20 protein-coding genes and 1 pseudogene are annotated in these 26,388 nt (G+C 70.6%); 15 read left to right on the top strand and 6 right to left on the bottom strand.

Features of this window, described 5'->3' with window-relative positions; genetic code table 11:
* Nucleotides 1-101 precede the first annotated feature (101 nt).
* The 11 genes and pseudogenes from gyrA (at nt 102) to QM788_RS13350 (ending at nt 12,874) form a co-directional block, all read left to right on the top strand.
* A complete protein-coding gene (gene gyrA, locus QM788_RS13400) occupies nt 102-2,735 on the top strand; it encodes a DNA gyrase subunit A (RefSeq protein ID WP_415661973.1) in 2,634 nt (877 codons plus the stop codon).
* Nucleotide 2,736: 1 nt separating this feature from the next.
* Nucleotides 2,737-3,312, top strand: coding sequence for a DUF2059 domain-containing protein (locus tag QM788_RS13395; RefSeq protein WP_415661972.1), 576 nt, complete (start codon nt 2,737-2,739; stop codon nt 3,310-3,312).
* A gap of 16 nt (nt 3,313-3,328) precedes the next feature.
* Nucleotides 3,329-4,414, top strand: coding sequence for a 3-phosphoserine/phosphohydroxythreonine transaminase (gene serC / locus QM788_RS13390; RefSeq protein ID WP_415661971.1), 1,086 nt, complete (start codon nt 3,329-3,331; stop codon nt 4,412-4,414).
* Entirely contained in the window at nt 4,407-5,504 is a 1,098-nt protein-coding gene (gene pheA, locus QM788_RS13385; RefSeq protein WP_415661970.1) for a prephenate dehydratase, read from the top strand. The genes serC and pheA overlap by 8 nt, the downstream gene beginning before the upstream one ends.
* Nucleotides 5,505-5,517: 13 nt before the next feature.
* A complete protein-coding gene (locus QM788_RS13380; RefSeq protein WP_415661969.1) occupies nt 5,518-6,414 on the top strand; it encodes a prephenate dehydrogenase in 897 nt (298 codons plus the stop codon).
* A pseudogene (locus QM788_RS13375) lies at nt 6,414-8,400 on the top strand (bifunctional 3-phosphoshikimate 1-carboxyvinyltransferase/cytidylate kinase). Before QM788_RS13380 ends, QM788_RS13375 begins: the two are co-directional and overlap by 1 nt.
* A gap of 154 nt (nt 8,401-8,554) precedes the next feature.
* Nucleotides 8,555-10,270 (top strand): 30S ribosomal protein S1, encoded by a 1,716-nt coding sequence (gene rpsA, locus QM788_RS13370; RefSeq protein WP_415661968.1) that lies wholly within the window; start codon nt 8,555-8,557, stop codon nt 10,268-10,270.
* Nucleotides 10,271-10,383: 113 nt separating this feature from the next.
* On the top strand, nt 10,384-10,680 hold the full coding sequence (locus QM788_RS13365; RefSeq protein WP_415661967.1) for an integration host factor subunit beta: 297 nt from the start codon (nt 10,384-10,386) through the stop codon (nt 10,678-10,680).
* Between the two features lie 16 nt (nt 10,681-10,696).
* A complete protein-coding gene (locus QM788_RS13360) occupies nt 10,697-10,990 on the top strand; it encodes a LapA family protein (protein WP_415661966.1) in 294 nt (97 codons plus the stop codon).
* Nucleotides 10,980-12,137, top strand: a complete 1,158-nt coding sequence (gene lapB / locus QM788_RS13355; RefSeq protein ID WP_415661965.1) for a lipopolysaccharide assembly protein LapB — start codon at nt 10,980-10,982, stop codon at nt 12,135-12,137. Before QM788_RS13360 ends, lapB begins: the two co-directional genes overlap by 11 nt.
* The gene (locus QM788_RS13350) at nt 12,137-12,874 is read left to right on the top strand and encodes a glycosyltransferase (protein ID WP_415661964.1); all 738 of its coding nucleotides are present in this window, start codon (nt 12,137-12,139) and stop codon (nt 12,872-12,874) included. Before lapB ends, QM788_RS13350 begins: the two co-directional genes overlap by 1 nt.
* A gap of 134 nt (nt 12,875-13,008) precedes the next feature.
* On the opposite strand, the gene QM788_RS13345 is transcribed toward QM788_RS13350, so the two are convergent.
* A complete protein-coding gene (locus tag QM788_RS13345) occupies nt 13,009-13,884 on the bottom strand; it encodes a Kdo hydroxylase family protein (protein ID WP_415661963.1) in 876 nt (291 codons plus the stop codon).
* Between the two features lie 22 nt (nt 13,885-13,906).
* Between QM788_RS13345 and QM788_RS13340 the strand changes: the two genes are divergently transcribed.
* On the top strand, nt 13,907-14,761 hold the full coding sequence (locus QM788_RS13340; RefSeq protein ID WP_415661962.1) for a hypothetical protein: 855 nt from the start codon (nt 13,907-13,909) through the stop codon (nt 14,759-14,761).
* A 13-nt stretch (nt 14,762-14,774) separates the two neighbouring features.
* Here QM788_RS13340 and QM788_RS13335 read toward each other — a convergent pair whose 3' ends face one another.
* Complete coding sequence (locus QM788_RS13335; RefSeq protein ID WP_415661961.1) at nt 14,775-15,896, bottom strand: glycosyltransferase; 1,122 nt, start codon at nt 15,894-15,896, stop codon at nt 14,775-14,777.
* A gap of 62 nt (nt 15,897-15,958) precedes the next feature.
* Here QM788_RS13335 and QM788_RS13330 point away from each other — a divergent pair, with 62 nt between their 5' ends.
* On the top strand, nt 15,959-17,695 hold the full coding sequence (locus tag QM788_RS13330; RefSeq protein ID WP_415661960.1) for an ATP-binding cassette domain-containing protein: 1,737 nt from the start codon (nt 15,959-15,961) through the stop codon (nt 17,693-17,695).
* The gene (locus QM788_RS13325; RefSeq protein WP_415661959.1) at nt 17,692-17,997 is read left to right on the top strand and encodes a ComEA family DNA-binding protein; all 306 of its coding nucleotides are present in this window, start codon (nt 17,692-17,694) and stop codon (nt 17,995-17,997) included. The genes QM788_RS13330 and QM788_RS13325 overlap by 4 nt, the downstream gene beginning before the upstream one ends.
* 2 nt (nt 17,998-17,999) lie before the next feature.
* Here QM788_RS13325 and QM788_RS13320 read toward each other — a convergent pair whose 3' ends face one another.
* Nucleotides 18,000-19,289: a patatin-like phospholipase family protein gene (locus QM788_RS13320; RefSeq protein WP_415661958.1), complete on the bottom strand. Its 1,290-nt coding sequence runs from the start codon at nt 19,287-19,289 to the stop codon at nt 18,000-18,002.
* A gap of 27 nt (nt 19,290-19,316) precedes the next feature.
* Nucleotides 19,317-22,886 (bottom strand): DNA polymerase III subunit alpha, encoded by a 3,570-nt coding sequence (gene dnaE / locus QM788_RS13315; RefSeq protein WP_415661957.1) that lies wholly within the window; start codon nt 22,884-22,886, stop codon nt 19,317-19,319.
* Between the two features lie 79 nt (nt 22,887-22,965).
* Between dnaE and QM788_RS13310 the strand changes: the two genes are divergently transcribed.
* Nucleotides 22,966-24,078: an HD-GYP domain-containing protein gene (locus tag QM788_RS13310; RefSeq protein WP_415661956.1), complete on the top strand. Its 1,113-nt coding sequence runs from the start codon at nt 22,966-22,968 to the stop codon at nt 24,076-24,078.
* A gap of 106 nt (nt 24,079-24,184) precedes the next feature.
* Here the strand turns inward: QM788_RS13310 and glmM are convergent, their stop codons facing one another.
* On the bottom strand, nt 24,185-25,516 hold the full coding sequence (glmM, locus tag QM788_RS13305) for a phosphoglucosamine mutase (RefSeq protein ID WP_415661955.1): 1,332 nt from the start codon (nt 25,514-25,516) through the stop codon (nt 24,185-24,187).
* Entirely contained in the window at nt 25,513-26,373 is an 861-nt protein-coding gene (gene folP / locus QM788_RS13300) for a dihydropteroate synthase (RefSeq protein ID WP_415661954.1), read from the bottom strand. The genes glmM and folP overlap by 4 nt, the downstream gene beginning before the upstream one ends.
* Nucleotides 26,374-26,388: the final 15 nt, after the last annotated feature.

The following is a 26,388-nucleotide window of genomic DNA, read 5'->3' as shown; positions in this document are numbered from 1 at the left end:
GCTGCTGCTACATGGGCGCACCGCATAGAATCCGCGCCTTTTACCTACACCATGAGCACTGTGCGCCCGTGTAGCGCGCGCGTGATCGAGCCCGCCCCCGCATGACCCAGTTCGCCAAGGAAACCCTCCCGATCAGCCTCGAGGAGGAGATGCGCCGCTCCTACCTCGACTACGCAATGAGCGTGATCGTCGGACGCGCGCTGCCCGACGCCCGGGACGGCCTCAAGCCGGTGCATCGTCGCGTGTTGTACGCGATGCACGAGCTGAACAACGACTGGAACCGGCCGTACAAGAAGTCCGCCCGCATCGTCGGCGACGTCATCGGTAAATACCACCCGCACGGCGATACCGCGGTGTACGACACCATCGTGCGCATGGCGCAGGATTTCTCGCTGCGCCACATGCTGGTGGACGGCCAGGGCAATTTCGGCTCGGTGGACGGCGACAACGCCGCGGCGATGCGGTACACCGAAATCCGGCTGGACAAGATCGCCCACGAAATGCTGGCCGATATCGACAAGGAAACCGTCGATTTCGGGCCGAATTACGACGGCAGCGAAAAGGAGCCGCTGGTTTTGCCGACGCGGCTGCCGCAGCTGCTGGTCAACGGCTCGGCGGGCATCGCGGTCGGCATGGCCACCAACATCCCGCCGCACAACCTGAACGAGGTGGTGGACGCCTGCCTGTTCGCGCTGCGCAAGCCCGAATGCACGGTGGACGAGCTGATGGAGATCATCCCGGCGCCGGACTTCCCGACCGCCGGCATCATCTACGGCCTGTCGGGCGTGCGTGACGGCTACCGGACCGGCCGCGGCCGCGTGGTGATGCGCGCCAAGGTGCACTTCGAGGACATCGACCGCGGCGCGCGCCAGGCGATCATCGTTGACCAGCTCCCCTACCAGGTCAACAAGAAGACGCTGCTGGAGCGCATCGCCGAGCTGGTCCACGAGAAGAAGATCGAGGGCATCAGCCACCTGCAGGACGAGTCGGACAAGTCCGGCATGCGCGTCGTCATCGAGCTCAAGCGCGGCGAAGTGCCCGAGGTGGTGCTGAACAACCTGTACAAGCAGACCCAGCTGCAGGACACCTTCGGCATGAACATGGTCGCGCTCGTCGACGGCCAGCCCAAGCTGTGCAACCTGCGCGACATGGTCATCGTGTTCCTGGAGCACCGCCGCGAGGTGGTGACCCGCCGCACGATCTTCGAACTGCGCAAGGCGCGCGAGCGCGGCCATGTGCTGGAGGGCCTGGCCGTCGCGCTGGCCAACATCGACGAGTTCATCGAGACCATCAAGACCTCGCCGACGCCGCCGGTCGCCAAGGCCGCGCTGATGGCCAAGGGCTGGGATTCGTCGCTGGTGCGCGAGATGCTGTCGCGCACCGAAGGCGGCGGCCAGTCCTACCGCCCCGAGGGCCTGGAGGCCGAGTTCGGCATGCAGCCGGACGGGCTGTACCGCCTGTCCGAGACGCAGGCCGGCGAGATCCTGCAGATGCGCCTGCAGCGTCTGACCGGCCTGGAGCAGGACAAGATCGTCGGCGAGTACAAGGACGTGATGGCGCAGATCGCCGACCTGCTGGACATCCTGGCCACGCCGGCCCGCGTGACGACCATCATCGGCGACGAGCTGGCGCAGCTGAAGGCCGAGTTCGGCCAGACCAAGGTCGGCGCACGCCGCAGCGTCATCGAGCACAACGCGCAGGAGCTGGGCACCGAAGACCTGATCACGCCGACCGACATGGTCGTCACGCTCTCGCACACCGGCTACATCAAGAGCCAGGCGCTCAGCGAGTACCGCGCGCAGCGCCGCGGCGGCCGCGGCAAGCAGGCCACGGCGACCAAGGACGACGACTGGATCGACCAGCTCTTCATCGCCAACACGCACGACTGGCTGCTGTGCTTCAGCGACCGCGGCCGGGTGTACTGGCTCAAGGTGTGGGAAGTGCCGCAGGGCTCGCGCAATTCGCGCGGCAAGCCCATCGTCAACATGTTCCCGCTGCAGGCCGGCGAGAAGATCACCGTCGTGCTGGCGCTGACCGGCGAGTTCCGCGTCTTCCCCGAGGACCATTTCATCTTCATGGCCACGGCCATGGGCACGGTCAAGAAGACCTCGCTGAAGGACTTCAGCAATCCGCGCAAGGCCGGCATCATCGCCGTGGACCTGGACGAGGGCGACCACCTGATCGGCGCCGCGCTGACCGACGGCCGCCACGACGTGATGCTGTTCAGCGACGGCGGCAAGGCCGTGCGCTTCGACGAGGACGACGTGCGCCCGATGGGCCGGCAGGCGCGCGGCGTGCGCGGCATGATGCTGGAGCCCGACCAGCGCCTGATCGCGATGCTGGTGGCCGAGGACGAAACCCAGAGCGTGCTGACCGCCACCGAGAACGGCTACGGCAAGCGCACCAGCATCGTCGAGTACACCCGCCACGGCCGCGGCACCAAGGGCATGATCGCCATACAGCAGAGCGAGCGCAACGGCCGCGTCGTCGCCGCGACGCTGGTGCGCCCGGAGGACGAGATCATGCTGATCACCGACAAGGGCGTGCTGGTGCGCACCCGCGTCGCCGAGATCCGCGAGCTGGGCCGCGCGACGCAGGGCGTCACGCTGATCGCGCTGGACGACGGCGCCAAGCTGTCGGGCCTGCAACGCATCGTCGAGAACGACGCCAATGAATCCGATGCCGGCGCCGACCCCGACGCGACCGGCGACACCCCTGAAGCACCCAAGGACTGACATGACCTCTCGCAAACTGGGCCTGGCCCTCGCACTGGCCCTGGCGGCCGGCACCGCCCTGGCGCAACCCTCGCCGGCCAAGAAGGCGGTGATCGACAAGATCGTCGCGCTGCAGCAGCAGGGCATGACCGAAGGCCTGGCCGCCAACATCATGCAGGGGCCGCTGGCCCAGCTCACGCAGGTGGGCCGTAACGCGCTGCAGCAACTGCCCGCCGACAAGCGCGAGGCCACGGCCAAGGCGCTGGACGCCGAGCTGAAGAAGTTCCTCGACGAGAACCTGCCCTACCTGAAAGGCAAGATTTCCAAGGCCGTGCCGACGACGGCTTCGGCGCTGCTGGATGAACGCTTCAACGAGGACGAACTGAAGCAGATCCTGGCGTGGGCAGAATCCCCGGTCAGCCAGAAGTACGGCATGGCCAGCGTCGAGCTGCAGAAGGCGGTCGCGCAGAAGGTGATGACCGAGGCCGGCCCGACGCTGGAGGGCCGCTTCAAGGCCCTGCAGGCCAGCATGGCCAAGCAGCTCGGCCAGCAGCCCGCCGCCGCGCCCAAGCCGGCGACGTCCACGCCGAAGAAGTAGCCTCCCCTCGATCCCGATGACCTCATCCCGCCGCCCGTTCAATTTCTCCGCCGGCCCGGCGACGCTGCCCGAGCCCGTGCTGCGCCAGGTGGCCGCCGAGATGCTGGACTGGGGCGGCAGCGGCATGAGCGTCATGGAGATGAGCCACCGGGGCAAGGAGTTCGGCGCCATCATCGAGCGCGCCGAGTCCGACCTGCGCGAGCTGCTGGCCGTGCCGGCCGAGTTCCGCATCCTGTTCATGCAGGGCGGCGGCCTGGGCGAGAACGCCATCGTGCCGCTGAACCTCGGCCGCGGCGGCAAGGTGGACGTGGCCGTCACCGGCGCCTGGTCGCGCAAGAGCGCCGCCGAGGCGCGCCGCTATGCCGATGTGCAGGTCGCGGCCGAGGGCTTCGTCCCGGTCGGGCAATGGCGGCTGCGCGACGATGCCGCCTACGTCCACGTCTGCAGCAACGAGACCATCGACGGCATCGAGTTCCACGAGCTGCCGCAGCTGACGCACGGCGTGCCGCTGGTCATCGACTGCTCGTCGCACCTGCTGTCCCGCCCCATCGACTGGCGCCGCGTCGGCCTGGCCTTCGGCGGCGCGCAGAAGAACATCGGCCCGGCTGGGCTGACGCTGGTGTTCGTGCGCGACGAGCTGCTGGGCCATGCGCTGGACATCTGCCCCTCGGCCTTCAACTACGCGACGGTGGCCGCCGCGCAGTCCATGTACAACACGCCGCCGACCTTCGCGATCTACGTCGCCGGCCTGGTGTTCCAGTGGGTGCAGGGCTTCGAGTACGCCGGCCAGCGCGGCCTCGCGGCCATCGAGCGGCGCAACATCGACAAGGCCGCCCTGCTCTACGCGGCGCTGGACGGCTCCGGCTTCTACGAGAACCGCGTTCCCGCCGCCTGCCGCTCGCGCATGAACGTGCCCTTCTTCCTGAAGGACGAGACGCTGAACGAGCGCTTCCTCGCCGAGGCCCGGGCGCACGGCCTGCTGCAGCTCAAGGGCCACAAGTCGGTCGGCGGCATGCGCGCCTCCCTCTACAACGCCATGCCGCTGGAAGGCGTGCAGGCACTGGTGTCGTTCCTGCAGGATTTCGAGGCCCGCCATGGTTGAACCCGTTGCCTCCCAGGCGCTGCTGGCGCTGCGCGACCAGATCGACGGCCTGGACAAGCAGCTGCTGGCGCTGCTGAACCAGCGCGCCCGCATCGCCGAGCAGGTCGGCGAGATCAAGCGCGCCGAGGGCACGCCCTTCTTCCGGCCCGACCGCGTCGCGCAGGTCATCGCCAAGATCCGCGATGCCAACCCCGGCCCGCTGAAGGCGGAGCACGTGGCCGCCATCTGGCGCGAGATCATGTCCGCCTGCCTGGCGCTGGAGTCGCCGCAGCGCGTCGCCGTGCTCGGCCCGGTCGGCACCTTCTGCGAGCAGGCCGCGATCGAATACTTCGGCGGCGCGGCCGACATGACCTACTGCGCCAGCTTCGACGAGGTCTTCCACGCCACCGCCAGCGGCAGCGCGCAGTTCGGCGTCGTCGGCGTCGAGAACATGACCGAGGGCGTCGTCACGCGCTCGCTGGACCTGTTCCTGCACACGCCCTGCCACGTCGTCGGCGAGGTGTCGCTGCTGATCCGGCACAACCTGATGCGCAAGGAGCCGTCCATGCACGGCGTGGAGGCGGTGCTCGCGCATCCGCAGGCGCTGGCGCAGTGCCAGAACTGGCTGAACAAGCACTTGCCGGACGTCGAGCGCCGCGCTGTCTCCAGCAATGCCGAGGGCGCGCGGCTGGCCGCCACCAACCCGGCCTGGGCGGCGCTGGGCAGCGAGCGCGCGTCGGCGCTGTTCGGCCTGCACATCGTCGCGCACGCGGTCCAGGACGAGGCCTACAACCGCACCCGCTTCGCCGTCATCTGCCTGCCGCAGACCATGGCCACGCCGCCCGCCACCGGGCGCGACTGCACCAGCCTCGTCGTCTCCGTGCCCAACAAGCCGGGCGCGATGCACGACCTGCTGATGCCGCTGAAGAAACACGGCGTGTCGATGACCCGGCTCGAATCCCGCCCGGCGCGCACCGGCCAGTGGGAGTACTACTTCTACATCGACCTCGACGGCCACCCCAGCCAGGCCAACGTCGCCGCGGCGCTGGAGGAACTGCGCGCCTCCTGCGCCTTCTTCAAGATGCTGGGCGCCTACCCGGTGAAGAACTGAGCGGGGCCCGGCGATGTTCCAGCAGCTCGGCGTGATCGGATGCGGCCTGATGGGCGGCAGCTTCGCGCTGGCGATGAAGAAGGCCGGCCTGGTCAAGCGCGTCGTGGGCTACAGCAAGTCGCCCTCCACCACCAAGCAGGCCAAGAAGCTGGGCGTCATCGACGTGGCCGCCGGATCGGCGCTGCTGGCCGTGGCCGGGTCCGACATCGTGCTGATCGCCGTGCCGGTGTCCGCCACCGAAAGCACGCTGAAGGCCATCCGCCACCTGGTGAACCCCGGCGTGCTGTTCATGGACGTGGGCTCCACCAAGTGCGACGTCATCGAGGCCGCGCGCCGCGCTCTGGGCGAGCGGGCCGCCAGCTTCGTGCCCTGCCACCCGATCGCCGGCAAGGAGTCGGGCGGCGTGCAGCACGCCGAGGCGACGCTGTACGAGGGCCGCCAGGTCATCCTGACGCCGCAGCCCTTCACCAACCCGCAGCTGGTGCAGCGCGCCACCGATGTCTGGTCGGCGCTGGGCGCCACGGTGCTGAAGATGCGGCCGCACAACCACGATGCCGCCTTCGCCGCCGTCAGCCATTTGCCGCACCTGCTGGCCTTCGCCTATTTCCAGGCCATCGCCGAGCAGCCCGCCGCGCGCGACTACCTGAGCCTGGCCGGCCCGGGCTTCCGCGACTTCACCCGCATCGCCGCCGGCGAGCCCGCCGTCTGGCGCGACATCCTGCTGGCCAACAAGCACGAGGTGCTGGCCCAGTCGCAGCGCTTCCGCGCCATGCTGGACGGGCTCGAAGCGCTGATCGAGGCCGGCGACGCCGCGGCGCTGGAAGCGGCGCTGCGCCCCATCGCCGAAGGCCGCGCGGCCTGGACCCTCCCCTCCCCCGCAGCCCCGCCCGGCCGCCCGGCGGCCAAGTGATGTTCAAGATCCCCTTCCTCGACCTGCCGCCGCTGCGCGGCGCCGCAGGCACCGTGCGCCTGCCCGGCTCCAAGAGCATTTCCAACCGCGTGCTGCTGCTGGCGGCGTTGAGCGAAGGCCGCACCATCGTGCGCGATCTGCTCGCGTCGGACGACACCGCCGTCATGCTGGACGCGCTGCGCACGCTGGGCTGCGGCGTCGTGCAGGACGGCGACACGGTCAGCATCGTCGGCCTCGGCGGCCAGTTGCACGCGAAGCAGGCCCGGCTCTTCCTCGGCAACGCCGGCACCGCGATGCGCCCGCTGACCGCCGCGCTCGCGCTGCTGGCCGCGACGCAGGGCGGCAGCTTCGAGGTCTCGGGCGTGGCGCGCATGCACGAGCGGCCGATCGGCGACCTGGTGGACGCGCTGCGCGCCCTGGGCTGCGCCATCGACGACCTCGGCACCTCCGGCTACCCGCCGCTGCGGCTGCGCGGCCCGTCCGCGCTCGCGCTGGACGCGCCGGTGCGCGTGCGCGGCGACGTATCCAGCCAGTTCCTGACCGCGCTGCTGCTGGCGCTGCCGCTGGTGGCCACGCAAGATGTGCGCATCGAAGTCATCGGCGAGCTGATCTCCAAGCCCTACATCGAAATCACGCTGGCGCTGCTGGCGCGCTTCGGCATCCAGGTACGGCGCGAGGGCTGGCAAGCCTTCGTCATCCCGGCCGGCAGCCGCTACGTGTCGCCGGGCGCGGTGTTCGTCGAGGGCGACGCGTCGTCGGCGTCCTATTTCGTCGCGCTGGGCGCGATCGCGGCAACGGACGCGCCGATCCGCATCGAGGGCGTCGGCCGCGAGTCGCTGCAGGGCGACGTGCGCTTCATCGAGGCCGCCGCCGCGATGGGCGCCGCGGTGCAGGCCGGCCCGAACTGGCTGGAAGTGCGCCGCGGCGCCTGGCCGCTCAAGGGCCTGACGCTGGACTGCAACCACATCCCCGACGCCGCGATGACGCTGGCCGTGATGGCGCTGTACGCCGACGCACCGACCATGCTGACCAACATCGCCAGCTGGCGCGTCAAGGAGACCGACCGCATCGCCGCGATGGCGACCGAGCTGCGCAAGCTCGGCGCGACGGTGGACGAAGGCCCGGACTGGATCCGCGTCGTACCGCTGCACGACTGGCAAGCGGCGGCCATCCACACCTACGACGACCACCGGGTCGCGATGTGCTTCTCGCTGGCCGCCCTCAACGGCGCCGTGCCGGTGCGCATCCTGGAGCCGCACTGCGTCGCCAAGACCTTCCCGGACTATTTCGAGACGCTGTTCGGCGTCGTCGCCGCGCGACGCGAGGAGATCCCCGTCATCACCATCGACGGCCCCTCCGCGTCCGGCAAGGGCACGCTGGCCGACGAGGTGGCCAAGGCGCTGGGCTTCGGCGTGCTGGACTCCGGCGCGCTCTACCGCGTGACCGGCCTGGCCGCGCGCCGCGCCGGGCTGGACCTGGACGACGGCCCCGCCGTCGCCGCGCTCGTACCGACGCTGCGGCTCGCCTTCCGCGGCGGCCTGGTCTTGCTCGGCGACGAGGACGTCAGCGCCCGGCTGCGCGCCGAGGCCACCGGCCTGCTGGCCTCGCAGGTCGCGGCCCACCCCGAGGTGCGCACGGCGCTGCACCAGTTGCAGCTCGACTTCCGCCGCCTGCCCGGCCTGGTCGCCGACGGCCGCGACATGGGCACGGCCATCTTCCCGGACGCCGCCCTCAAGGTCTTCCTGACCGCGAGCGCCGCGACGCGTGCCGAGCGGCGGTATAAGCAATTGATTTCCAAAGGGATTTCGGCTAATATCGAGGGCTTGCGCGAAGATTCTGGAGGCGCGGGACGAACGGGACAAGAACCGCTCGGCCTCGCCGCTGGCCCCCGCGCAGGACGCGCAGCTGCTGGACAACTCGGCGCTGGGCATCGAGGAATCGGTGACCCGGGTGCTGGATTGGTGGCAGCGGCGCCGGCCGTTCTGAGTCCCTTCAGCGCGGCCCCGGCCTGAGAAGCCCTGGCCCGCCGGCCTTCCCTCCGAGCGTCAGCTCACTGAGGCCGGCGATGTCAACAACCTAACCCGCAGGCCCGCCTGCACCGCCGCGCCGGCCCAAGCCGGCGCATCAGGATCCAACCAACATGTCCCAAACCCAAACCGCCCAATCCTCCGGCATGGAATCCTTTGCCGCGATGTTCGAGGAGTCGCTGCAGCGCTCCGACATGCGCGCCGGCGAAGTGATCTCGGCCGAGGTCGTTCGCGTCGAGCACAACTTCGTCGTCGTCAACGCCGGCCTGAAGTCCGAGGCCTATGTGCCCATCGACGAGTTCAAGAACGACCAGGGCGAACTGGAAGTCCAGGTCGGCGACTTCGTCTCCGTCGCCATCGACGCCATCGAGAACGGCTACGGCGACACCATCCTGTCGCGCGACAAGGCCAAGCGCCTGGCCTCGTGGCTGAGCCTGGAAACCGCGCTGGAGTCCGGCGACTTCGTGACCGGCACCGTCTCCGGCAAGGTCAAGGGCGGCCTGACCGTCCTCGTCAACGGCATCCGCGCCTTCCTGCCCGGCTCGCTGCTGGACACCCGCCCGGTGAAGGACATGAGCCCGTTCGAGGGCAAGACCATGGAATTCAAGGTCATCAAGCTCGACCGCAAGCGCAACAACGTCGTGTTGTCGCGCCGCGCCGTCGTCGAGGCCTCCATGGGTGAAGAGCGCGCCAAGCTGCTGGAAACGCTGTCCGAAGGCGCCATCGTCAACGGCGTGGTCAAGAACATCACCGAATACGGTGCGTTCGTGGACCTGGGCGGCATCGACGGCCTGCTGCACATCACCGACATGGCCTGGCGCCGTGTCCGCCACCCGAGCGAAGTCGTTCAGGTCGGCCAGGAACTGACCGCCAAGGTCCTGAAGTTCGATGCCGAGAAGAACCGCGTCTCGCTGGGCATCAAGCAGCTGGGCGACGACCCGTGGTTCGGCGTGGCCCGCCGCTACCCGACCGGCACCCGCCTGTTCGGCAAGGTCACGAACATCGCCGACTACGGCGCGTTCGTCGAGATCGAGCCGGGCATCGAGGGCCTGGTGCACGTCTCCGAAATGGACTGGACCAACAAGAACATCGCCCCCAGCAAGCTGGTCTCGCTGGGCGACGAGGTCGAAGTCATGGTCCTGGAGATCGACGAGGACAAGCGCCGCATCAGCCTGGGCATGAAGCAGTGCAAGGCCAACCCGTGGGAAGAGTTCGCCGAGAACGTCAAGCGCGGCGACAAGGTCAAGGGCCCCGTCAAGAGCATCACCGACTTCGGCGTGTTCGTGGGCCTGGCGCAAGGCATCGACGGCCTGGTGCACCTGTCCGACCTGTCCTGGGACGAGTCCGGCGAAACCGCCGTGCGCAACTTCAAGAAGGGCCAGGAAGTCGAAGCCGTCGTACTGGCCGTGGACGTCGAGCGCGAGCGCATCTCGCTGGGCATCAAGCAGCTGGACAGCGACCCCTTCACCGCCTACACGACCATCAACGACCGCGGCGCCTCGGTGACCGGCAAGGTCAAGACCGTCGACCCGCGCGGCGCTGAAGTCGAGCTGGCCGAAGGCGTGATGGCCTATCTGCGCGCTTCGGAAATCTCCCGCGACCGCGTGGAAGACGCCCGCAACGTGCTGAAGGAAGGCGACGAAGTCACCGCCGTCATCGTCAACATCGACCGCAAGACCCGCAACATCCAGCTGTCGATCAAGGCCAAGGACAACGCCGACCAGCAGGAAGCCATGCAGCGCATCAGCCAGTCGAACGAGCGTGAGAACGCCGGCACGACCAGCCTGGGCGCCCTGCTGCGCGCCAAGCTGGACAACCAGAACAACTGATCTGGCTGCCCCGCCCGGCTCCGGCGCCTCGCCGGGGCCGGGTATGCTCCAAGACAGGCTCGCCGGCCCCGCCAGCGGGCCTGTTTCAATTTCGACTCCCGCAAAGCTCCGCCATGACCCGCTCCGACCTCGTCGCCGTGCTCGCCGAACGCTTTGGCCAACTGACCCAGCGCGACACCGAGTTCGCGGTCAAGACCATCCTCGACGCGATGAGCGACGCGCTCGCGCGCGGCCACCGCATCGAGATCCGGGGCTTCGGCAGCTTCTCGATCAGCCGCCGCCCGCCCCGCGTGGGCCGCAACCCGCGCAGCGGCGAGCGGGTCATGATCCCCGAGAAGCTCGCCCCCCACTTCAAGCCCGGCAAGGCGCTGCGCGAAGCCGTGGACGAGAACCTTCCCGTCACCGAGTGACGCAAAATCCCGGGCCATGCGCACCCTTGTCTGGCTCCTGCGGGCCCTACTCTTCTTCACGCTGTTCGCGTTCGCGCTGAACAACAGCCACGAGGCCGTCGTGCGCTGGTTCTTCGGCCACGAATGGCATGCGCCGCTGGTCATCGTCGTGCTGCTGGCCTTCGGCCTCGGCGCCGCGTTCGGCGTGCTCGCCATGGTGCCGGCCTGGTGGCGCCACCGCCGCGCCGCGCAACGCATCGAGCCCCTGCCCGGCGCACCGGCGCCCGACGCCCCCGCCACGCCCTACGCCGCCCACCAAGATGGAGTTTGACCCGCGCTGGCTGCTGTTCGTCCTGCCCGTCGTCTTCGTGCTCGGCTGGCTGGCGTCCAAACTCGATTCGCGGCAATGGAAGCTGGAGCAGCGTGAATCGCCCAAGGCCTACTTCAAAGGCCTGAACCTGCTGCTGAACGAACAGCAGGACAAGGCCATCGACGCCTTCATCGAGGCCGTCCAGAACGACCCCGACACCTCCGAGCTGCACTTCGCGCTCGGCAGCCTGTTCCGCCGCCGCGGCGAGACCGAGCGCGCGGTGCGCGTGCACGAGCACCTGCTGCGCCGCGGCGACCTGCCCCGCGCCGACCGCGAACGCGCCCAGCACGAGCTGGCGCAGGACTTCTTCAAGGCCGGCCTGTTCGACCGCGCCGAGGCCGCCTACGCCGCGCTGCGCGGCACCGCCTTCGAGCGTGAGGCGCGCCTGGCGCTGCTGTCGCTGTACGAGCGCTCGCGCGACTGGTCCAAGGCCGCCGAGGTCGCCGCCGAGCTGGAGGCGGCCGGCACCGGCTCCTTCTCCGGCCGCATCGCGCACTACCTGTGCGAGCAGGCGCTCGTCGCGCAATCGCAAGGCCATGCCGACCTCGCGCAGGCGCTGCTCGGCCAGGCCCAGCGCCGCGCGCCAGAAGCCGCGCGTGCCTACGTGCTGCAGGGCCAGTTGCTGCTGAAGGCCGGCCTGCCGGACGGCGCGCTGGCCGCGTTCACCCAGCTGCTGGCCGCGAACCCGCCGGCCTTCAACCTCGTCGCCGCCGACTGCGCCGCCGCCGCCCAGGCCCTCGGCCAGCCGGAGCGCGCCGTCGCGCTGCTGGCCGAGCAGTACCAGCGCGCGCCCAGCATGGCGCTGCTGCGCGCGCTCTCGGCGCTGCAGCCCGGCCCCGACGCCTGCGCACATCGCGAGCGCCTGGCCGCCCACTTGCGTGAACAGCCCACGCTGTCGGCCGCCGCCGAACTGCTCAAGCTCAACGCCCCGGCCCTGCCCGCCGACGAGGCCGCGCCGATGATCCAGGCGCTGGACAAGGCCGCCCGGCCGCTGCAGCGCTACCGCTGCGCCGCCTGCGGCTTCGAGGCCGCCCACTATTTCTGGCAATGCCCGGGTTGCCTGAACTGGGACAGCTACCCGCCGCACCCCATCGAGGAACTCGCCTGATGACAGCCACCGACGACCGCTTCGTCATCTGCATGAAATGGGGCAGCAAGTACGGCCCCGAATACGTCAACCGCCTCTACGGCATGACGGCGCGCCACCTGCTCGGCCCGTTCCGCTTCGTCTGCTTCACCGACGACAGGGCCGGCATCCGCCCCGAGGTCGAATGCCTGCCGCTGCCCGAGACGCACGCCGCCCAGGGCAAGCGCGACGGCGGCTGGAAGAAGCTCGGCACCTACCAGGCCGACCTGTTCGGCCTGCAAGGCACGGCGCTGTTCCTGGACCTGGACGTGGTCATCGTCGGCGACATGACGCCCTTCTTCGAGCTGCCCGGCGACTTCCTCATCATCAAGGACTGGAAGCGGCCCTGGCGCGTGACCGGCAACTCCTCGGTCTACCGCTTCCGCATCGGCGCGCATGCCGACGTGCTGGCCCACTTCGTCGCCCACCAGGACGAGGTACGTGCCAAATACCGCAACGAGCAGGAATACCTCAGCCACTTCCTCGCCGACCAGGGCAAGCTCGGCTACTGGCCGCGCGACTGGTGCGCGAGCTACAAATACCACTGCCTGCCGGTCTGGCCGACCAGCTTCTGGCGCGACCCCTTCATCCCGCAAGGCGCGCGCGTGCTGGTCTTCCACGGCGTGATGAACCCGCCGGACGCGCTGGTCGGCCGCTCGCAGGGCAACTGGCGCCACGCCCGCCCCGCGCCGTGGATCGCCGAGCACTGGAAAGAGTGAGCCGCAGGCCGGCGCCGAGTTGGGCGACATGCGGCTGGGCGCTGAACCCGGTATTCAGCCTCTCACGGCCCCACTGCGCGCCCGGCGCGCCCGGCCCGCCCGGCTGCGAACCGCCCCCCCTCAACGGGGAGCGGTCAGACCAGGGCCCTCCCGGTGACCCGCTGAAGAATCCCGAGTGGGCTGGCCGCCGGGTCGTACTGCTTGTCCGCCGGCAGGTGCAGCGTCTGCTCCATCATGTACTGCCCTGCCATCACCGCATGCGCCGTCTGATCGGAGAAGCACACCCAGACGGAGCCCGCAGCGAACGGCATGGTCACCTGGGGGCAGTCACGCTGATAGTCCAGGTCGCGCTTCATGCCGTCGTGCAGCTGGAGCATCAGGTGGTCGTACTCGCTGCGAAAGGACTTCGTCACATGCAGCCACTGCAAGGCCTTGGCCTGCCAGGCCGAATAGGGCTTGGCCCGCGGCACGAAGCGCTCGGCGATGGCCTCGAAGGACTCGCCGACGCGCCACACCCGCGGCTGGCCATCCGGGTTCACGTTGGCAAACACGCGCAGGATGCGCTCGCCATAGTTGGGCCGCGAGGGAAAGGCATCGACATGCAGCCGGCGGTCATCCGCACGCCAGCTCTGTACGCGCGACTCGACCTGGCCGGGGCGAAAGCTCGTCGGCGCCACGCGCAGCGCAGGCACGTAGCGTGGCAGCAGGCCGTGGACCAGCTGCAGCGCCTGCTCGCGGAAACGCCCGAGCATGCCGGCCAGCAAGGCCAGCGTGCCCGCATCGCCGACGGCACCCGCCAGGCGTCCTTGGGCGTTGAAGCTGATGTTGCGCGACTTGGGATCGCGGATCTCGGGCGTGAACAGGCGGTCGCGCTCCTGCGGCGTCACCGCGAAGGGCAGCTGGTGGAAATACAGCACCTTGCCCGCTTCGAGGGCCGCAATCAGCGACGGTGCATCCGGGGGCGCAGACTGCCAGTCACTGCCGGGAACGTGAAGGATCTGCTCACTCATGCGGTAATTATCATCACCCCACATGCCCGCCCTACCGACCGATTCCCGCCCCTGCACCGACCTCCCGCTGGTTCTCGTCTCCTGGGACGGCGACGACCTGCCGCTGCGGATGGTCCACCTCGACACCACGCCACAGTTTCGTTTCCTGGTCTTCGACTACACGGGGCGCTGCCAGGACGAGCGGCTGCAAGTGGCCGGCGTGGATTGCAGCGTCATGGCCCACAAGACGGAATGCAAGGGCGACATCTATCAGATCATGGCGGCCCATCTGGAGGCGCTGGAGGTCTGGCCCGAATACGTCGCACTGATCGACGACGACATCCTGCTGTCCATCAGCGACATCAACCGGCTGCTGCACGTGGCCCGCGTCGCCGCCCTGGACAGCTTCGCGCCCGTCCTCGCGCACGATTGCCATTGGGGCCATCGATGGACGCTGCGCCAGGGTGATCGCCTGCTGCTGCCGGTCGACTGGGTCGAGGTCATGATGCCCTTCTACCGCACGCCGCTGTTCATGGCCGGGCGTGAACTCTACGAAGGCAGGATCTCGTCCTACGGCATCGACAAGTACGCGATGACCACCGTGCAGAAGCTCACGGGCATGGACCACGTGGCGCTGGTCAACGGCGTCGTGGCCAGCCATATGCGCCCGATCTCCACGGGCGCGGGCCGGCGCTATCGCAACGGCCTGACCGGCGACGAGGAAAAGGCCCAGCTGCGCGAGCAGTGCATGGCGCTGGTGCGCCGCCTCGCTCCGGATCTGAAGGACTCGGCCTGGTGGCGGCGCACCTTCGAGCAAAGGCATGTCCGCAGCTTCGGGCAGCGCATGCTCGCCGGCCTCGGACGCCCGATCCGGCACTGGCTGGAGCGCGCAACCTGATCGACGCGTGCGCTCAGAGTGACAGCAGCAAGGCGTCGTAGCGCGCCGTCATGTGCTGGACGCCGAACTCGGCCACGGCGCGTTCGCGCGCCGCGCGGCCGAGGGCCGCGGCATGAGCCGGTTCGCGCAGCAGGCGCTCGAGGGCATCGGCCATCGCGGCCGCATCACCCTCGGGCACGACCACACCGCAGCCGCCATCGAGCAGCCCTTGCGTGCCGGGCACGGCCGTGGTCACGCAAGCGCAGCCGGCAGCCATGCCTTCGACCAGGGCCAGCGGCATGCCCTCCCAATGCGTGGACAGCACGAAGATCCGTGCGGCCATCAGCCGCTCGGGCAGGTCACGCACATGGCCCAGGAACTGCACGTTCGTCAGGCCGAGTTCGCGCACCAGCGCCTCGCTGCGCCGCAGCCAGCCGGGCGCACCGCTACCGGCCAGATACAGCGGTGGCGTGAGACCCCGGTCGCGCAGCAGCGCCATGGCGCGGATCAGCGTCGGCTGGTCCTTCTGGCGCGCAAAACGAGCCGACATGATCACGCCCGGTTCGCGCGCCTCGAACGGCTGCGCCGCCGCAGCCGCGAAGCGCGCCAACTCGATGCCGTTCGGAATCGCCAATGTCGACGCCGCCGGCATGCCCAGCGCCAGCAGCCGCTGGCGCACGCCCTCCGAGACCCCCACCAGCCGGGCGGTGTGGGCGGCCAATCGGCGCGCCTGCCACAGCCGCCACGGCGTATAGCGCTCGCGCGAGTTGTGCTCCACCTGCACCAGCGCCGACACGCCCGCCCACAGGCCGGCCCAACGGCCCAACAGGTGCTCGGGAAAGCCGTGCGCCACCAGCACGTCCGGCGCCAGCCGCCGGCACAGCCGCAGCAAGGCCCAGATCGTCGCCAGATGGGCCCACCCGGGCACCAGGCGCACATCCAGCCCCTCGTCGCGCAAGGCCTGCACGCGCTGCAGGTCGGTATGGCGCTTGCGCCGCAATACCAGGACGGGATCGATGGCGCCACCGCGCATCGAAGCGCGGCACAAATCCACGGCCACCTGCGTGGCGCCGGAAAAACCACCGGTGACGAAATGCAGCACGCGGCGCCGGCCGCTGCTGCCCGGCACGGCGACCCGAGGCACTGGCGAATTCATGGCGCGGCAGTATAGGAAGCGTCGCAAAGGTGGCGGCCGGACACCGACGACAATCGCGCCCCATGCCTTCCGACGCCCCCGCCTCCGTCGCCCGCCGCCTGGGCGAATTCGTCTATCCGCACCGCTGGGGCGCCGTGCTGACCGTGCTGGCCTACGTCGGCGCCGCTTGCACCGAGCCGATGATCCCCAAGCTGATCGGCTATGCCTTCGGCGAGGGCTTCGCGCAGGACGCCTTCCCGCTGTGGATGGTGCCGGCCGTGCTGATCGGCCTGTACCTGGTGCGGGGCCTGTTCGGCTTTGCGGGCCAATACCTCTTCCACTGGACGTTCACGCGCAGCGTGATGGACTTCCGCGCCGCGCTGGTCAACGCGCTGCTGCGGCTGGACGCCCAGGTCTACACGCGCATGCAGCCGGGCACGGCGGTCAGCAAGATCGTCAACGATCCGCAGCAGATCCTGCAGCTCACCGGCGACGTGGGCGTGAGCGTGCTGCGCGACGGCCTGCCGGCGCTGGCCATGCTGGGCTATCTCTTCTACCTGAACTGGCAGCTGACGCTGCTCAGCCTGGTCGTCACGCCGCTGATGGCCGTCGTCATGAAGAAGGTCAACCAGCGCATGCGGCTGATGGCCACGCGCTCCTACGACTCGCAGCTGCTGCTCGTCAACAAGGTGGACGACCTGGCGCGCGCCTGGCGGGTGGTGCGGCAGTTCGGCGCCGGCGCGCACGAGCGCGAGCGCTTCGCGGCCGTGGCGCACGAGGTGCGCCGCAACAACCTGAAGACGGCCACCGCCGCCGCGCTGGCGCAGCCGATGTCGCAACTGGTGGCCAGCGTGGGCCTGTCCTTCATCATCTGCGTGGCGCTGTGGCAGGCGCGGGCCGACGGCACCGGCGTGCAGGCCTTCGCCGAGTTCGTCGCCGCGCTGCTGCTGCTGACCTCGCGCATGCGCCACCTGTCCGACCTCGCCGCGCCGCTGACGCGTGCGGGCGTCATCGCCAAGGGCTGCTTCGAGCTGATGGATGCGCCCAAGGAGGCGGACGCCGGCACCCGCGAACTCACGCAGCCCGCGCAGGGTGACATCACCATGGAAGGCGTGCGCCTGACCTACCCCGGCGCCGCCCAGCCGGCGCTGGACGGGCTGGACCTGCACTTCGCCGCCGGCAAGACGACGGCGCTGGTGGGCGCATCCGGCGCCGGCAAGAGTTCCATCGTCCACCTGCTGCTGGGCTTCGGCCGGCCGGACGCGGGCCGCGTGCTGCTGGACGGCCAGGACATCGAGACGCTGACGCGCCTGAGCCTGCGCCGGCAGTTCGCCGTCGTGTCGCAGGACATCGTGCTGTTCGACGACTCCATCGCCAACAACGTCGCCTACGCACAAACCCGTAATGACGCGCGGCTCGAGGCCGCGCTGCGCGCCGCCCACCTGTGGGACTTCGTGCAGACGCTGCCCGAGGGCGTGGACAGCTTCGTCGGCGCCAACGGCAGCAAGCTCTCCGGCGGCCAGCGCCAGCGCCTGGCCATCGCGCGGGCGCTGTACAAGGACGCGCCGGTCTGGATCTTCGACGAGGCCACCTCGGCGCTGGACACCGAGAGCGAGCGCGCCGTGCAGCAGGCGCTGGCGGCGTGGTCGGGGCGCAAGACGCTGATCGTGATCGCCCACCGGCTGTCCACCATCCGCGACGCCGACGCCATCCACGTGCTGGGCGCCGGCCGGCTGGTGGAGACGGGCACGCACGCCGAGCTGATCGCCCGCGACGGCGCCTACGCGGCCATGGTGCGCGCGCAGGCGGGCCAGCCATGAGGCGCCGCGCGCTGCTGCTGTGGGCGGCGGCGCCCGCCTTCGCGCAGGCCGCGGACGTGGACGTGGACGCCAACACCGCCAGCCGCGCACGGCTCGAATCCCTGCCCGGCGTCGGCCCGGCGCTGGCGCAGCGGCTGCTGGATGCGCGGCCGTTCGCGGACTGGGCCGACCTGATGAAACGGGTGCCCGGCATCAAGGCCGCCACCGCGAGAAAGTTGTCGGCGGCCGGGCTGCGGGTGGCCGGGCAGCCGTTCGGCGCGGACGCCGCGCCTGCAGAAAGCGCGTCGGCCCCGCCGCCCTGATCTCAGCCCCCGGCCGCGAACCCCGCTGACCGCGGCCGGCGCAGCGACGCCGGGTCCACCGGCGGCGCGCAGGCCGGCCAGCCGAAGAAGCGCTGCACCTCGGTCCGCCGGGCCAGCGTGTCGCTCATGCCGAGGTGGATCAGCTCGCCGATGAAGCTGGGCTCGAACAGCAGGTAGCTGACCAACGCCGAGCCGCTGGTGCTCTGGCCCTGGCCGCTGACGCCGAAGGCGCGCAGCATCGCGCGCACGGCGTTGGGCAGGCTGGCCTGGTGTTCGCCGGCCAGGTCGTCCAGGCGGCGGCTGGGCGCGATGACGAGCAGTTCGACCGGCCGCAGCGAGGTCGCCGCGCGCGCCTCGCGCGGCAGCAGCGCCAGCGTGCGGTTGATGCGGTGCAGCCGCTCCACGTCCACGGCCAGCGCGTCCAGGAAGATGTTGGACAGCGCATGGCCGGCGACCTGCGCCAGGCTCGGGTGGTTCTCGGCGCCGCCGGTGCGCCGGCCCTCGGGCTCCTTCATGCGCCCGGCGCCGATGACGAGCACGCGCTCGGCGCCCAGGTGGATGGCCGGCGAGATGGGCGCGCTCTGGCGCATGGAGCCGTCGCCGAACCATTCCGGCGCGCCTTCCAGGTCCAGCCGCTCGGCCGGGAAGATGAAGGGGATGGCCGACGACGCCATCAAATGCCCCAGGCCCAGCCGGGCCTGCACGGCCAGGCGCTGTTCGCGCAGCCAGGGCTCGACGTGCTGGTGGGTCTGGAAGAAGGTGACGTGCTGGCCCGAGGTGTAGCTGGAGCCGCTCAGCGCCAGCGCGCGCAGGTGGCCGCCGCCCAGCATGGCCTCCACGCGGCCCATGTCCAGGTGGCGCGTCAGCAGCGTCCGCAGCGGCGTGTTGTCGAGCAGGCTGTGCGGGCGGCTGCGCGTCCAGCGCGCCAGCGCCCAGCCCAGGCTGAGCACGGAGAGCCAGCGCGCGCCGCTCTTCACGGCCTCGAAGGCGTCGGCGCGGTAGATGGTCTCGACGTGCAGGCCCTGCCACAGGTGCAGCAGGCCGTCCACGGCGCCGTCGAAGTCGTCGGCGTGGCAGGCCAGCGTGGCCGCGTTGATGGCGCCGGCCGAGGTGCCGCAGATGACCGGGAAGGGCGCGGCCTGCGTGGCGCCGGCGTCGCGGCGCAGCTGCGCGATGGCGGCCAGCACGCCCACCTGGTAGGCCGCGCGCGCGCCGCCGCCGGTCAGGATCAGGCCCGTGACCGGCGGCGGGCACGGCACCCCACCGGGGGGCTTGGGCACGGCTTGCAGCATCGGCGAAATCATCGCCGATGCGGGCGCTCATCCGGCCTCGTAGATCACCTCGGCGGCCGTGCCCAATTTGGCAAGCGCCTCGTCGGCGGGCCAGAAGCGGCTGGCCTCGCCCAGCTCCACCAGCCAGCGCGCGCCGGCCGCGCCGCCTTCGGGCGGCGCCTGCACGGCCACGCGCACCGGCAGGCCCAGGCGGCGGGTGCCGCCCTCCTCCGTCTCGACGTCGCGCGGCGGGAAGCGCAGCACCAGCTCGTGCAGCAGGCCGGCGGCCCCGGCGTCGCCCAGCAGCAGGTGCCGCCCGAAGCGCGCCCGCGCGGCGGCCAGGCTCCACACCGCCTGCACGTTCATGCGCAGGCCGCCGGAGAAGCGGTCGTTCTGCACCTTGCCCTGGGCGATGACGAGCTCGTCCTCGGCCAGCAGCTCCTTGTTCGCGTTCAGCAGCTCCTCGTTGGCGACGGCCTCGATGGCGTCGCTCTTGTCATCCAGCTTGAACAGCGCCACGCGGCCGCGCTGGCCGTTGATGACGCGCAGCCCGCTGACGATGCCGGCCACCAGCACCGGCTCGCGGCTGTCCTGCAGGTCGGCGATCTGGCGGCGGACGATGCGGCGCACCTCGGCGCCGCTCTGGTCGAACAGGTGGCCGGACAGGTAGAAGCCGATCGCCGTCTTCTCCAGCGACAGCCGCTCCTTGATGCTCCAGGGCGGCATCTCGACGAGATCGGGCTCGGCGGTAGACGAGGCATGGGAGTCGCCGAAGTCGAACAGCCCGCCCTGGTCCGCGTTGGCCTCGGTCGTCTCGGCATGCGTGTAGCCGCGCGCGACGCTGGCGAGCAGCTTGCTGCGCTCGGGGTTGATGCTGTCGAAGGCCCCGGCCTTGACCAGCGCCTCGACGACGCGCTTGTTGACGGCCTTGCGGTCCACGCGCAGGCAGAAGTCGTAGAAGCTCAGGAAGGGCCCGCCGGCCTCGCGCGCCGCGAGGATGGCCTCGATGGCGCCGCGCCCCGTGCCCTTGATCGCGCCCAGGCCATAGTTGACCCGCCGGTCGGACAGCGGCTCGAAGCGGTAGACGCCCTTGTTCACGCAGGGCGGCTGGAAGTCGATGCCGAACAGCTTGGCGTCGTTCAACAACACCTTGAGCTTGTCGGTGTCGTCCATCTCGATGGTCATGTTCGCCGCGTAGAACTCGGCCGTGTAGTGCGTCTTCAGCCAGGCCGTGTGGTAGCTCAGCAGCGCATAAGCGGCGGCGTGCGACTTGTTGAAGCCGTAGCCCGCGAACTTCTCCATCAGGTCGAAGACCTCGTCGGCCTTCTGCTGGGCTATGCCCTTCTCCGCGGCCCCCTTGCGGAAGATCTCGCGGTGCATGGCCATTTCCTCGGCCTTCTTCTTGCCCATCGCGCGGCGCAGCATGTCGGCGCCGCCGAGGCTGTAGCCGCCCAGCACCTGGGCCGCCTGCATCACCTGCTCCTGGTAGACGAAGACGCCGTAGGTCTCCTCCAGCACCTGACCCAGCAGCGGGTGCGGGTACTCGATGGTCTCCTTGCCGTGCTTGCGCGCGACGAAGGACGGGATCAGGTCCATCGGCCCGGGCCGGTACAGCGACACCAGCGCGATCAGGTCCTCGAAGCGCGAGGGCTTGGCGTCCTTCAGCAGGCGCTGCATGCCGGGCGATTCGAACTGGAACACGCTCTCCGACAGGCCCTTGCCGAACAGCTCGAAGGTCTTGCGGTCGTCCAGCGCCACGGCGGCCCAGTCGAAGCCGGCACGGTCCTTGTGCCGGGCGACGATGAAGTCCTTGGCCAGCTCCAGGATGGTCAGCGTCGCCAGGCCCAGGAAGTCGAACTTGACGAGGCCGATGGCCTCCACGTCGTCCTTGTCGAACTGGCTGACCGCGCTGGTGGAGCCGGGCTGCTGGTACTGCGGGCAGAAGTCGGTGATCTTGCCCGGCGCGATCAGCACGCCGCCCGCGTGCATGCCGATGGAGCGCACCGTGCCCTCGACGCGCGCGGCCATCTCCAGCAGGCCGGCCACCTCCTCGTCGGCCTTCTCGCGCTCCTCGATCTCGGGCGACTCGTGGCGGGCGTAGACCAGCTTGGCCTTGTCGGGGTCGAAGCCGGGCGGCAGCCGGGCCAGCGTCACCGTCTTGCCCGGCGGAGCCGGCACCAGCTTGGCGATCGAGTCCACGTGGCCGAAGCCCATGCCCAGCACGCGGCCGATGTCGCGCAGCGCGCCCTTGGCGGCCATGGTGCCGAAGGTGGCGATCTGGCTGACCGCCGCGCGGCCGTACTTGTCCTTCACGTAGTCGATGACGCGGTCGCGGTTGCCCTGGCAGAAGTCGATGTCGAAGTCGGGCATCGACACCCGCTCCGGGTTCAGGAAGCGCTCGAACAGCAGGTTGTAGCGCAGCGGGTCCAGGTCCGTGATCAACAGCGCGTAGGCGACCAGCGAGCCCGCGCCCGAGCCCCGGCCCGGGCCCACCGGGCAGCCGTTCTCCTTGGCCCAGCGGATGAAGTCCGACACGATCAGGAAATAGCCCGGGAAGCCCATCTTGATGATGGTGTCCAGCTCGAACTCCAGGCGCTCGACGTAGCGCGGCCGCTCCTTCTCGCGCTGCGCCTCGTCCGGGAAGAGGTGCAGCAGCCGGGCCTTCAGGCCGTCGTGGCTCAGCTCGCGGAAGTACTGGTCCATCGGCATCGGCGTGCCGTCCGCGAGCCGCGGCGTCGGGAAGTCCGGCAGCTGCGGCTTGCCCAGCACCAGCGTCAGCGAACAGCGGCGCGCGATCTCGACGGTGTTCTGGACGGCGCTCGGGATGTCCTTGAACAGCTGGCGCATCTGCGCCTGGGTCTTGAAGTGCTGGCTGGGCAGGAAGCGCTTGATGCGCTTGGGATTGGCCAGCGTCTCGCCCTCGGCCACGCAGACGCGCGCCTCGTGCGCCTCGAAGTCGTCCTCGGTGAGGAACTGGATCGGGTGCGTGGCCACCACCGGCAGGCCCAGCTCGGCCGCCAGCGGCACGCTGGCCTGCACCAGCGCCTCCTGGCCGGGCAGGCCGGCGCGCTGCAGCTCGATGTAGAAGCGGCCCGGGAAGGCCTCGGCGCCGCGCAGCGCGGCCTCGCGGGCCCGGGCGGTGTCGCCCTGCAGCAGCGCCATGCCCACGGCGCCGTGCTGCGCGCCGGACAGGCAGATCAGCCCCTCGCCCAGCTCCGCGAACCACGCCCACTTCAGGCAGGCCTGGTTGCGCTGCACATTGGTGATCCAGGCGCGCGACAGCAGCTCGCTGAGGTTCAGATAGCCCTGCCGGTTCTGCGCCAGCAGCAGCAGCCGGGTGGGCGGCTTGTCGGCGGCATCGCTCTCCAGCCAGCAGTCGGCGCCCAGGATGGGCTGCACGCCCTTCTTGCGCGCGGCGGCATAGAACTTGATGCCGCCGAACAGGTTCGCCAGGTCGGTGATGGCGGCGGCCACCTGCCCGTCGGCGGCCGCGGCGGCGGCGGCGTCATCGGTGCGCAGCGTGCCGTCGACCACCGAGAACTCGGTGTGCATGCGCAGGTGGACGAAAGCGGGCGGGCCGGCGGCCGGATCGTTGTGCGCGGGATTCACATCGGACATGAATGGATTGTAGGAAGGCGGTCCGGCCCCGAAGTTCGGCTACGCTCCCTGGTCAATGCGCCTGTGCTCCCTCCAATCCGTGCAAGCCCACATCGCCCTTGGCGAGCCCTTGCGCTTCAGCGTCCGCGACGACCAGCACCAACTGCTGCTGGCGCGCGGGCAGGTCATCCACGACAACCAGCAGCTCGACGAGCTGTTCCGGCGCGGCGCGCTGGTCGAGATCGACGAGGTCGCCGGCATCGTGCAGCCGCAGCGGCGGGCGGCACCGGCCCTGCGCGCGGACCGGTTGCCGCAGGCCTGGTCCCGCTGCGGCGGCGAGCTGCGGCAAGTGCTGCAGGCCGACCCCAGCCTGCTGGTCGCGGCCGTGGACGGCGCCACCGACCAGCTGCTCGCCCTCATCCACCAGGCGCCGGCCATCGCGCTGGCCCAGGTCGTGCGCCAGCCGCAGACCGACGGCCACTACGGCACCGACCACGCCATCCACGCCGCCACGGCCTGCCAGGCGGCGGCGCGCTACCTCGGCTGGTCGGCCGAGGAACAGCGCCGCGCCTTCCAGGCCGCGCTGACGATGAACCTGTCCATCATCGACCTGCAGGCCCGCCTGGCCAGCCAGGTCTCGCCGCTGACCACGCTGCAGCGCGAGGCCATCCACCACCACCCGACGCGCAGCGCCGAACAGCTGGAGCGGGCTGGCGTGGCCGACATCGCCTGGCTGGAAGCCGTGGCCCGCCACCACGAGCAGCCCGACGGCTCCGGCTACCCCGCGGGCACCCGCGAGGTCAGCGAGCTGGCCAGCCTGCTGCGCTTTGCCGACGTCTACACCGCCCGGCTCAGCGCGCGGGCCAACCGGCCCGCGATGTCGGCCCAGCAGGCCGGGCGCGAGCTGCACCTGCTGGCCGCTGCCAACCCGCTGGCGGCGGCGCTCATCAAGGTCTTCGGCCTGTTCCCGCCGGGCAGCCTGGTGCGGCTGGCCTCGGGCGAGCTGGCGCTGGTGGTGCGCAACGGCGACAAGGCCAACCACCCGCGCGTGCTCGCGCTGACCGACGCCGCCCGCGAGCCGCGCGCCAAGCCCGTGCCGCGCGACACCTCGCGTGACCAGCATGCCGTCGTCGCGCTGCTGTCGCCGCAGTCTCTGCCGATGCGGCTGACCGAGGAGCGCATCGCCAGCCTGATCGCGGAACACGGCGGCTGACCGGGCGATCGCCCCGGACCAACGAAAGCAGGCCGCGCTCCGAAGACGGGCCAGCCGGGCTTGCCGGCGTTCAGCCAGCACAAGCCCGGACGAGAAGGGCCTCGCCTCAGGCCGCGATGGCGTCCACCAGGCGTTGCGCGCAGCGCTGCGCCACGCCAGCGTCGGACGCCTCCACCATCACGCGCAGCAGCGGCTCGGTGCCGGATGCGCGGATCAGCACGCGGCCCCGGTCGCCCAGCTCGGCCACCACGGCGGCCTGTTCGTCGGCCAGGCGGGGGCTGCTCCGCCAGTCCTGGCCGGCGGCCAGGCGCACGTTCAGGAGCGTCTGCGGGAACAGGTCCACGCCCTGCAGTTGCTGGGCCAGGCCCAGGCCGCTGCGGCAGACGGACTGCAGCACCAGCAGCGCGCTGACGATGCCGTCGCCCGTCGTGTGCTTGTCCAGCGCCAGCAGATGGCCCGAGCCTTCGCCGCCCAGCTGCCAGCCGCGCGCGGCGAGTTCCTCCAGCACGTAGCGGTCGCCGACCTTGGCGCGCACGAACTCCACGTCGCGCGCGCGCAGCGCCAGCTCGACGGCCATGTTGGTCATCAGCGTGCCGACGGCGCCGGGCACGCGCTGGCCCTGGCCCAGGCGGTCGGCCACCATCACGTAGAGCAGCTCGTCGCCGTTGTAGAGCCGGCCGGCGGCGTCCACCAGCTGCAGCCGGTCGGCGTCGCCGTCCAGCGCCACGCCGTAGTCCGCGCCGTGGGCCTTGACCGCCTCGACCAGCGCGGCCGGCGCGGTGGCGCCGACGCCGGCATTGATGTTGAAGCCGTCCGGCTTGCAGCCGATGGCGACGACCTCGGCGCCCAGCTCGTGGAACACGTCCGGCGCGACGTGGTAGGCCGCGCCGTGCGCCGCGTCGACGACGATCTTCAGGCCCTTGAGCGTCAGGTCGGAGCCGAAGCTGTTCTTGCAGAACTCGATGTAGCGGCCGCGTGCGTCCTCCAGCCGCCGGGCGCGGCCCAGGCTGGCGGAGTCCACCCACTGCGGCGGTTCGTCCAGCGCGGCCTCGACGGCCAGCTCCCAGGCGTCCGGCAGCTTCTCGCCCTTGGCCGAGAAGAACTTGATGCCGTTGTCCTCGAAGGGGTTGTGCGAGGCGCTGATGACGACGCCCAGGTCCAGCCGCAGCGCGCGGGTCAGGTAGGCCACGCCGGGCGTGGGCAGCGGGCCGGTCAGCAGCACGTTGACGCCGGCCGACGCGAAGCCGGCTTCCAGCGCGGACTCGATCATGTAGCCGGAGATGCGCGTGTCCTTGCCGATCAGCACGGTGGGGCGCTGGGCGGACTGGCGCAGCACGCGGCCCACCGCATGGCCCAGGCGCAGCATGAAGTCGGGCGTGATGGGCGACTGGCCGACCGTGCCACGGATGCCGTCGGTGCCGAAATACTTGCGGCTCATGGAGCAGGTTCCTTTGTTTCAGAGAAGTCGATTTTCGCCGCGTCGACGGCGGTCCAGACCTTGAGCGCGTCCACCGTCGCCGCGACATCGTGCACGCGCACGACGTGGGCGCCCGCGCTGACGGCGCGCAGCGCCGCGGCCAGGCTGGCCGGCAGGCGCTCGTGGACGGCGCGGCCCGTGAGCTCGCCCAGCGTGCGCTTGCGCGACCAGCCCGCCAGCAGCGGGTGGCCCAGGGCGGCCAGGCGCCGCTGGCCGGCCAGCAGCTGCAGGTTGTGCGCGGCGGTCTTGGCGAAGCCGTAGCCGGGGTCCAGCGCGATGCAGCCGGCCGGGATGCCCGAGGCCATCGCCGCCTGCGCGCGCTGCGCCAGGAAGCGGCCGACCTCGGCGACCACGTCGCCATACACCGCCAGCTCCATCATCGACGCCGGGTCGCCACGCATGTGCATCAGGCACACGCCGGCGCCGCGGCCGGCCACCGCCGCCAGCGCGCCCGGCAGCTGCAGCGCCTGCACGTCGTTGATGATGTCGGCGCCCGCGTCCAGCGCGCGGCGCATGACGTCCGGCTTGTAGGTGTCGACCGAGACCGGCACGCCCAGCGTCACCGCGGCCGCCAGCACGTCGGCGATGCGCGCCCATTCGCTGTCGGCGTCCACGCGCGGCGAGCCGGGGCGGGTGGACTCACCGCCGATGTCCAGGATGTCCGCCCCCTCGGCCACCAGGCGCTCGCAGTGCGCGATGGCGGCGCGCGCGTCGTCGTGTCGGCCGCCGTCGGAGAAGGAGTCGGGCGTCACGTTGACGATGCCCATCACGCGCGGCCGGCTCAGGTCCAGCAGGAAGCGGCGGGTCTGCCAGTGCATGGTCTTTCGGAATGG

Source organism: Roseateles sp. (assembly GCF_047654785.1).
Taxonomy (GTDB): domain Bacteria; phylum Pseudomonadota; class Gammaproteobacteria; order Burkholderiales; family Burkholderiaceae_C; genus Pelomonas.
The sequence above is the reverse complement of the archived record's forward strand: the minus strand, read 5'-3'. Positions and strand labels throughout refer to the sequence as shown.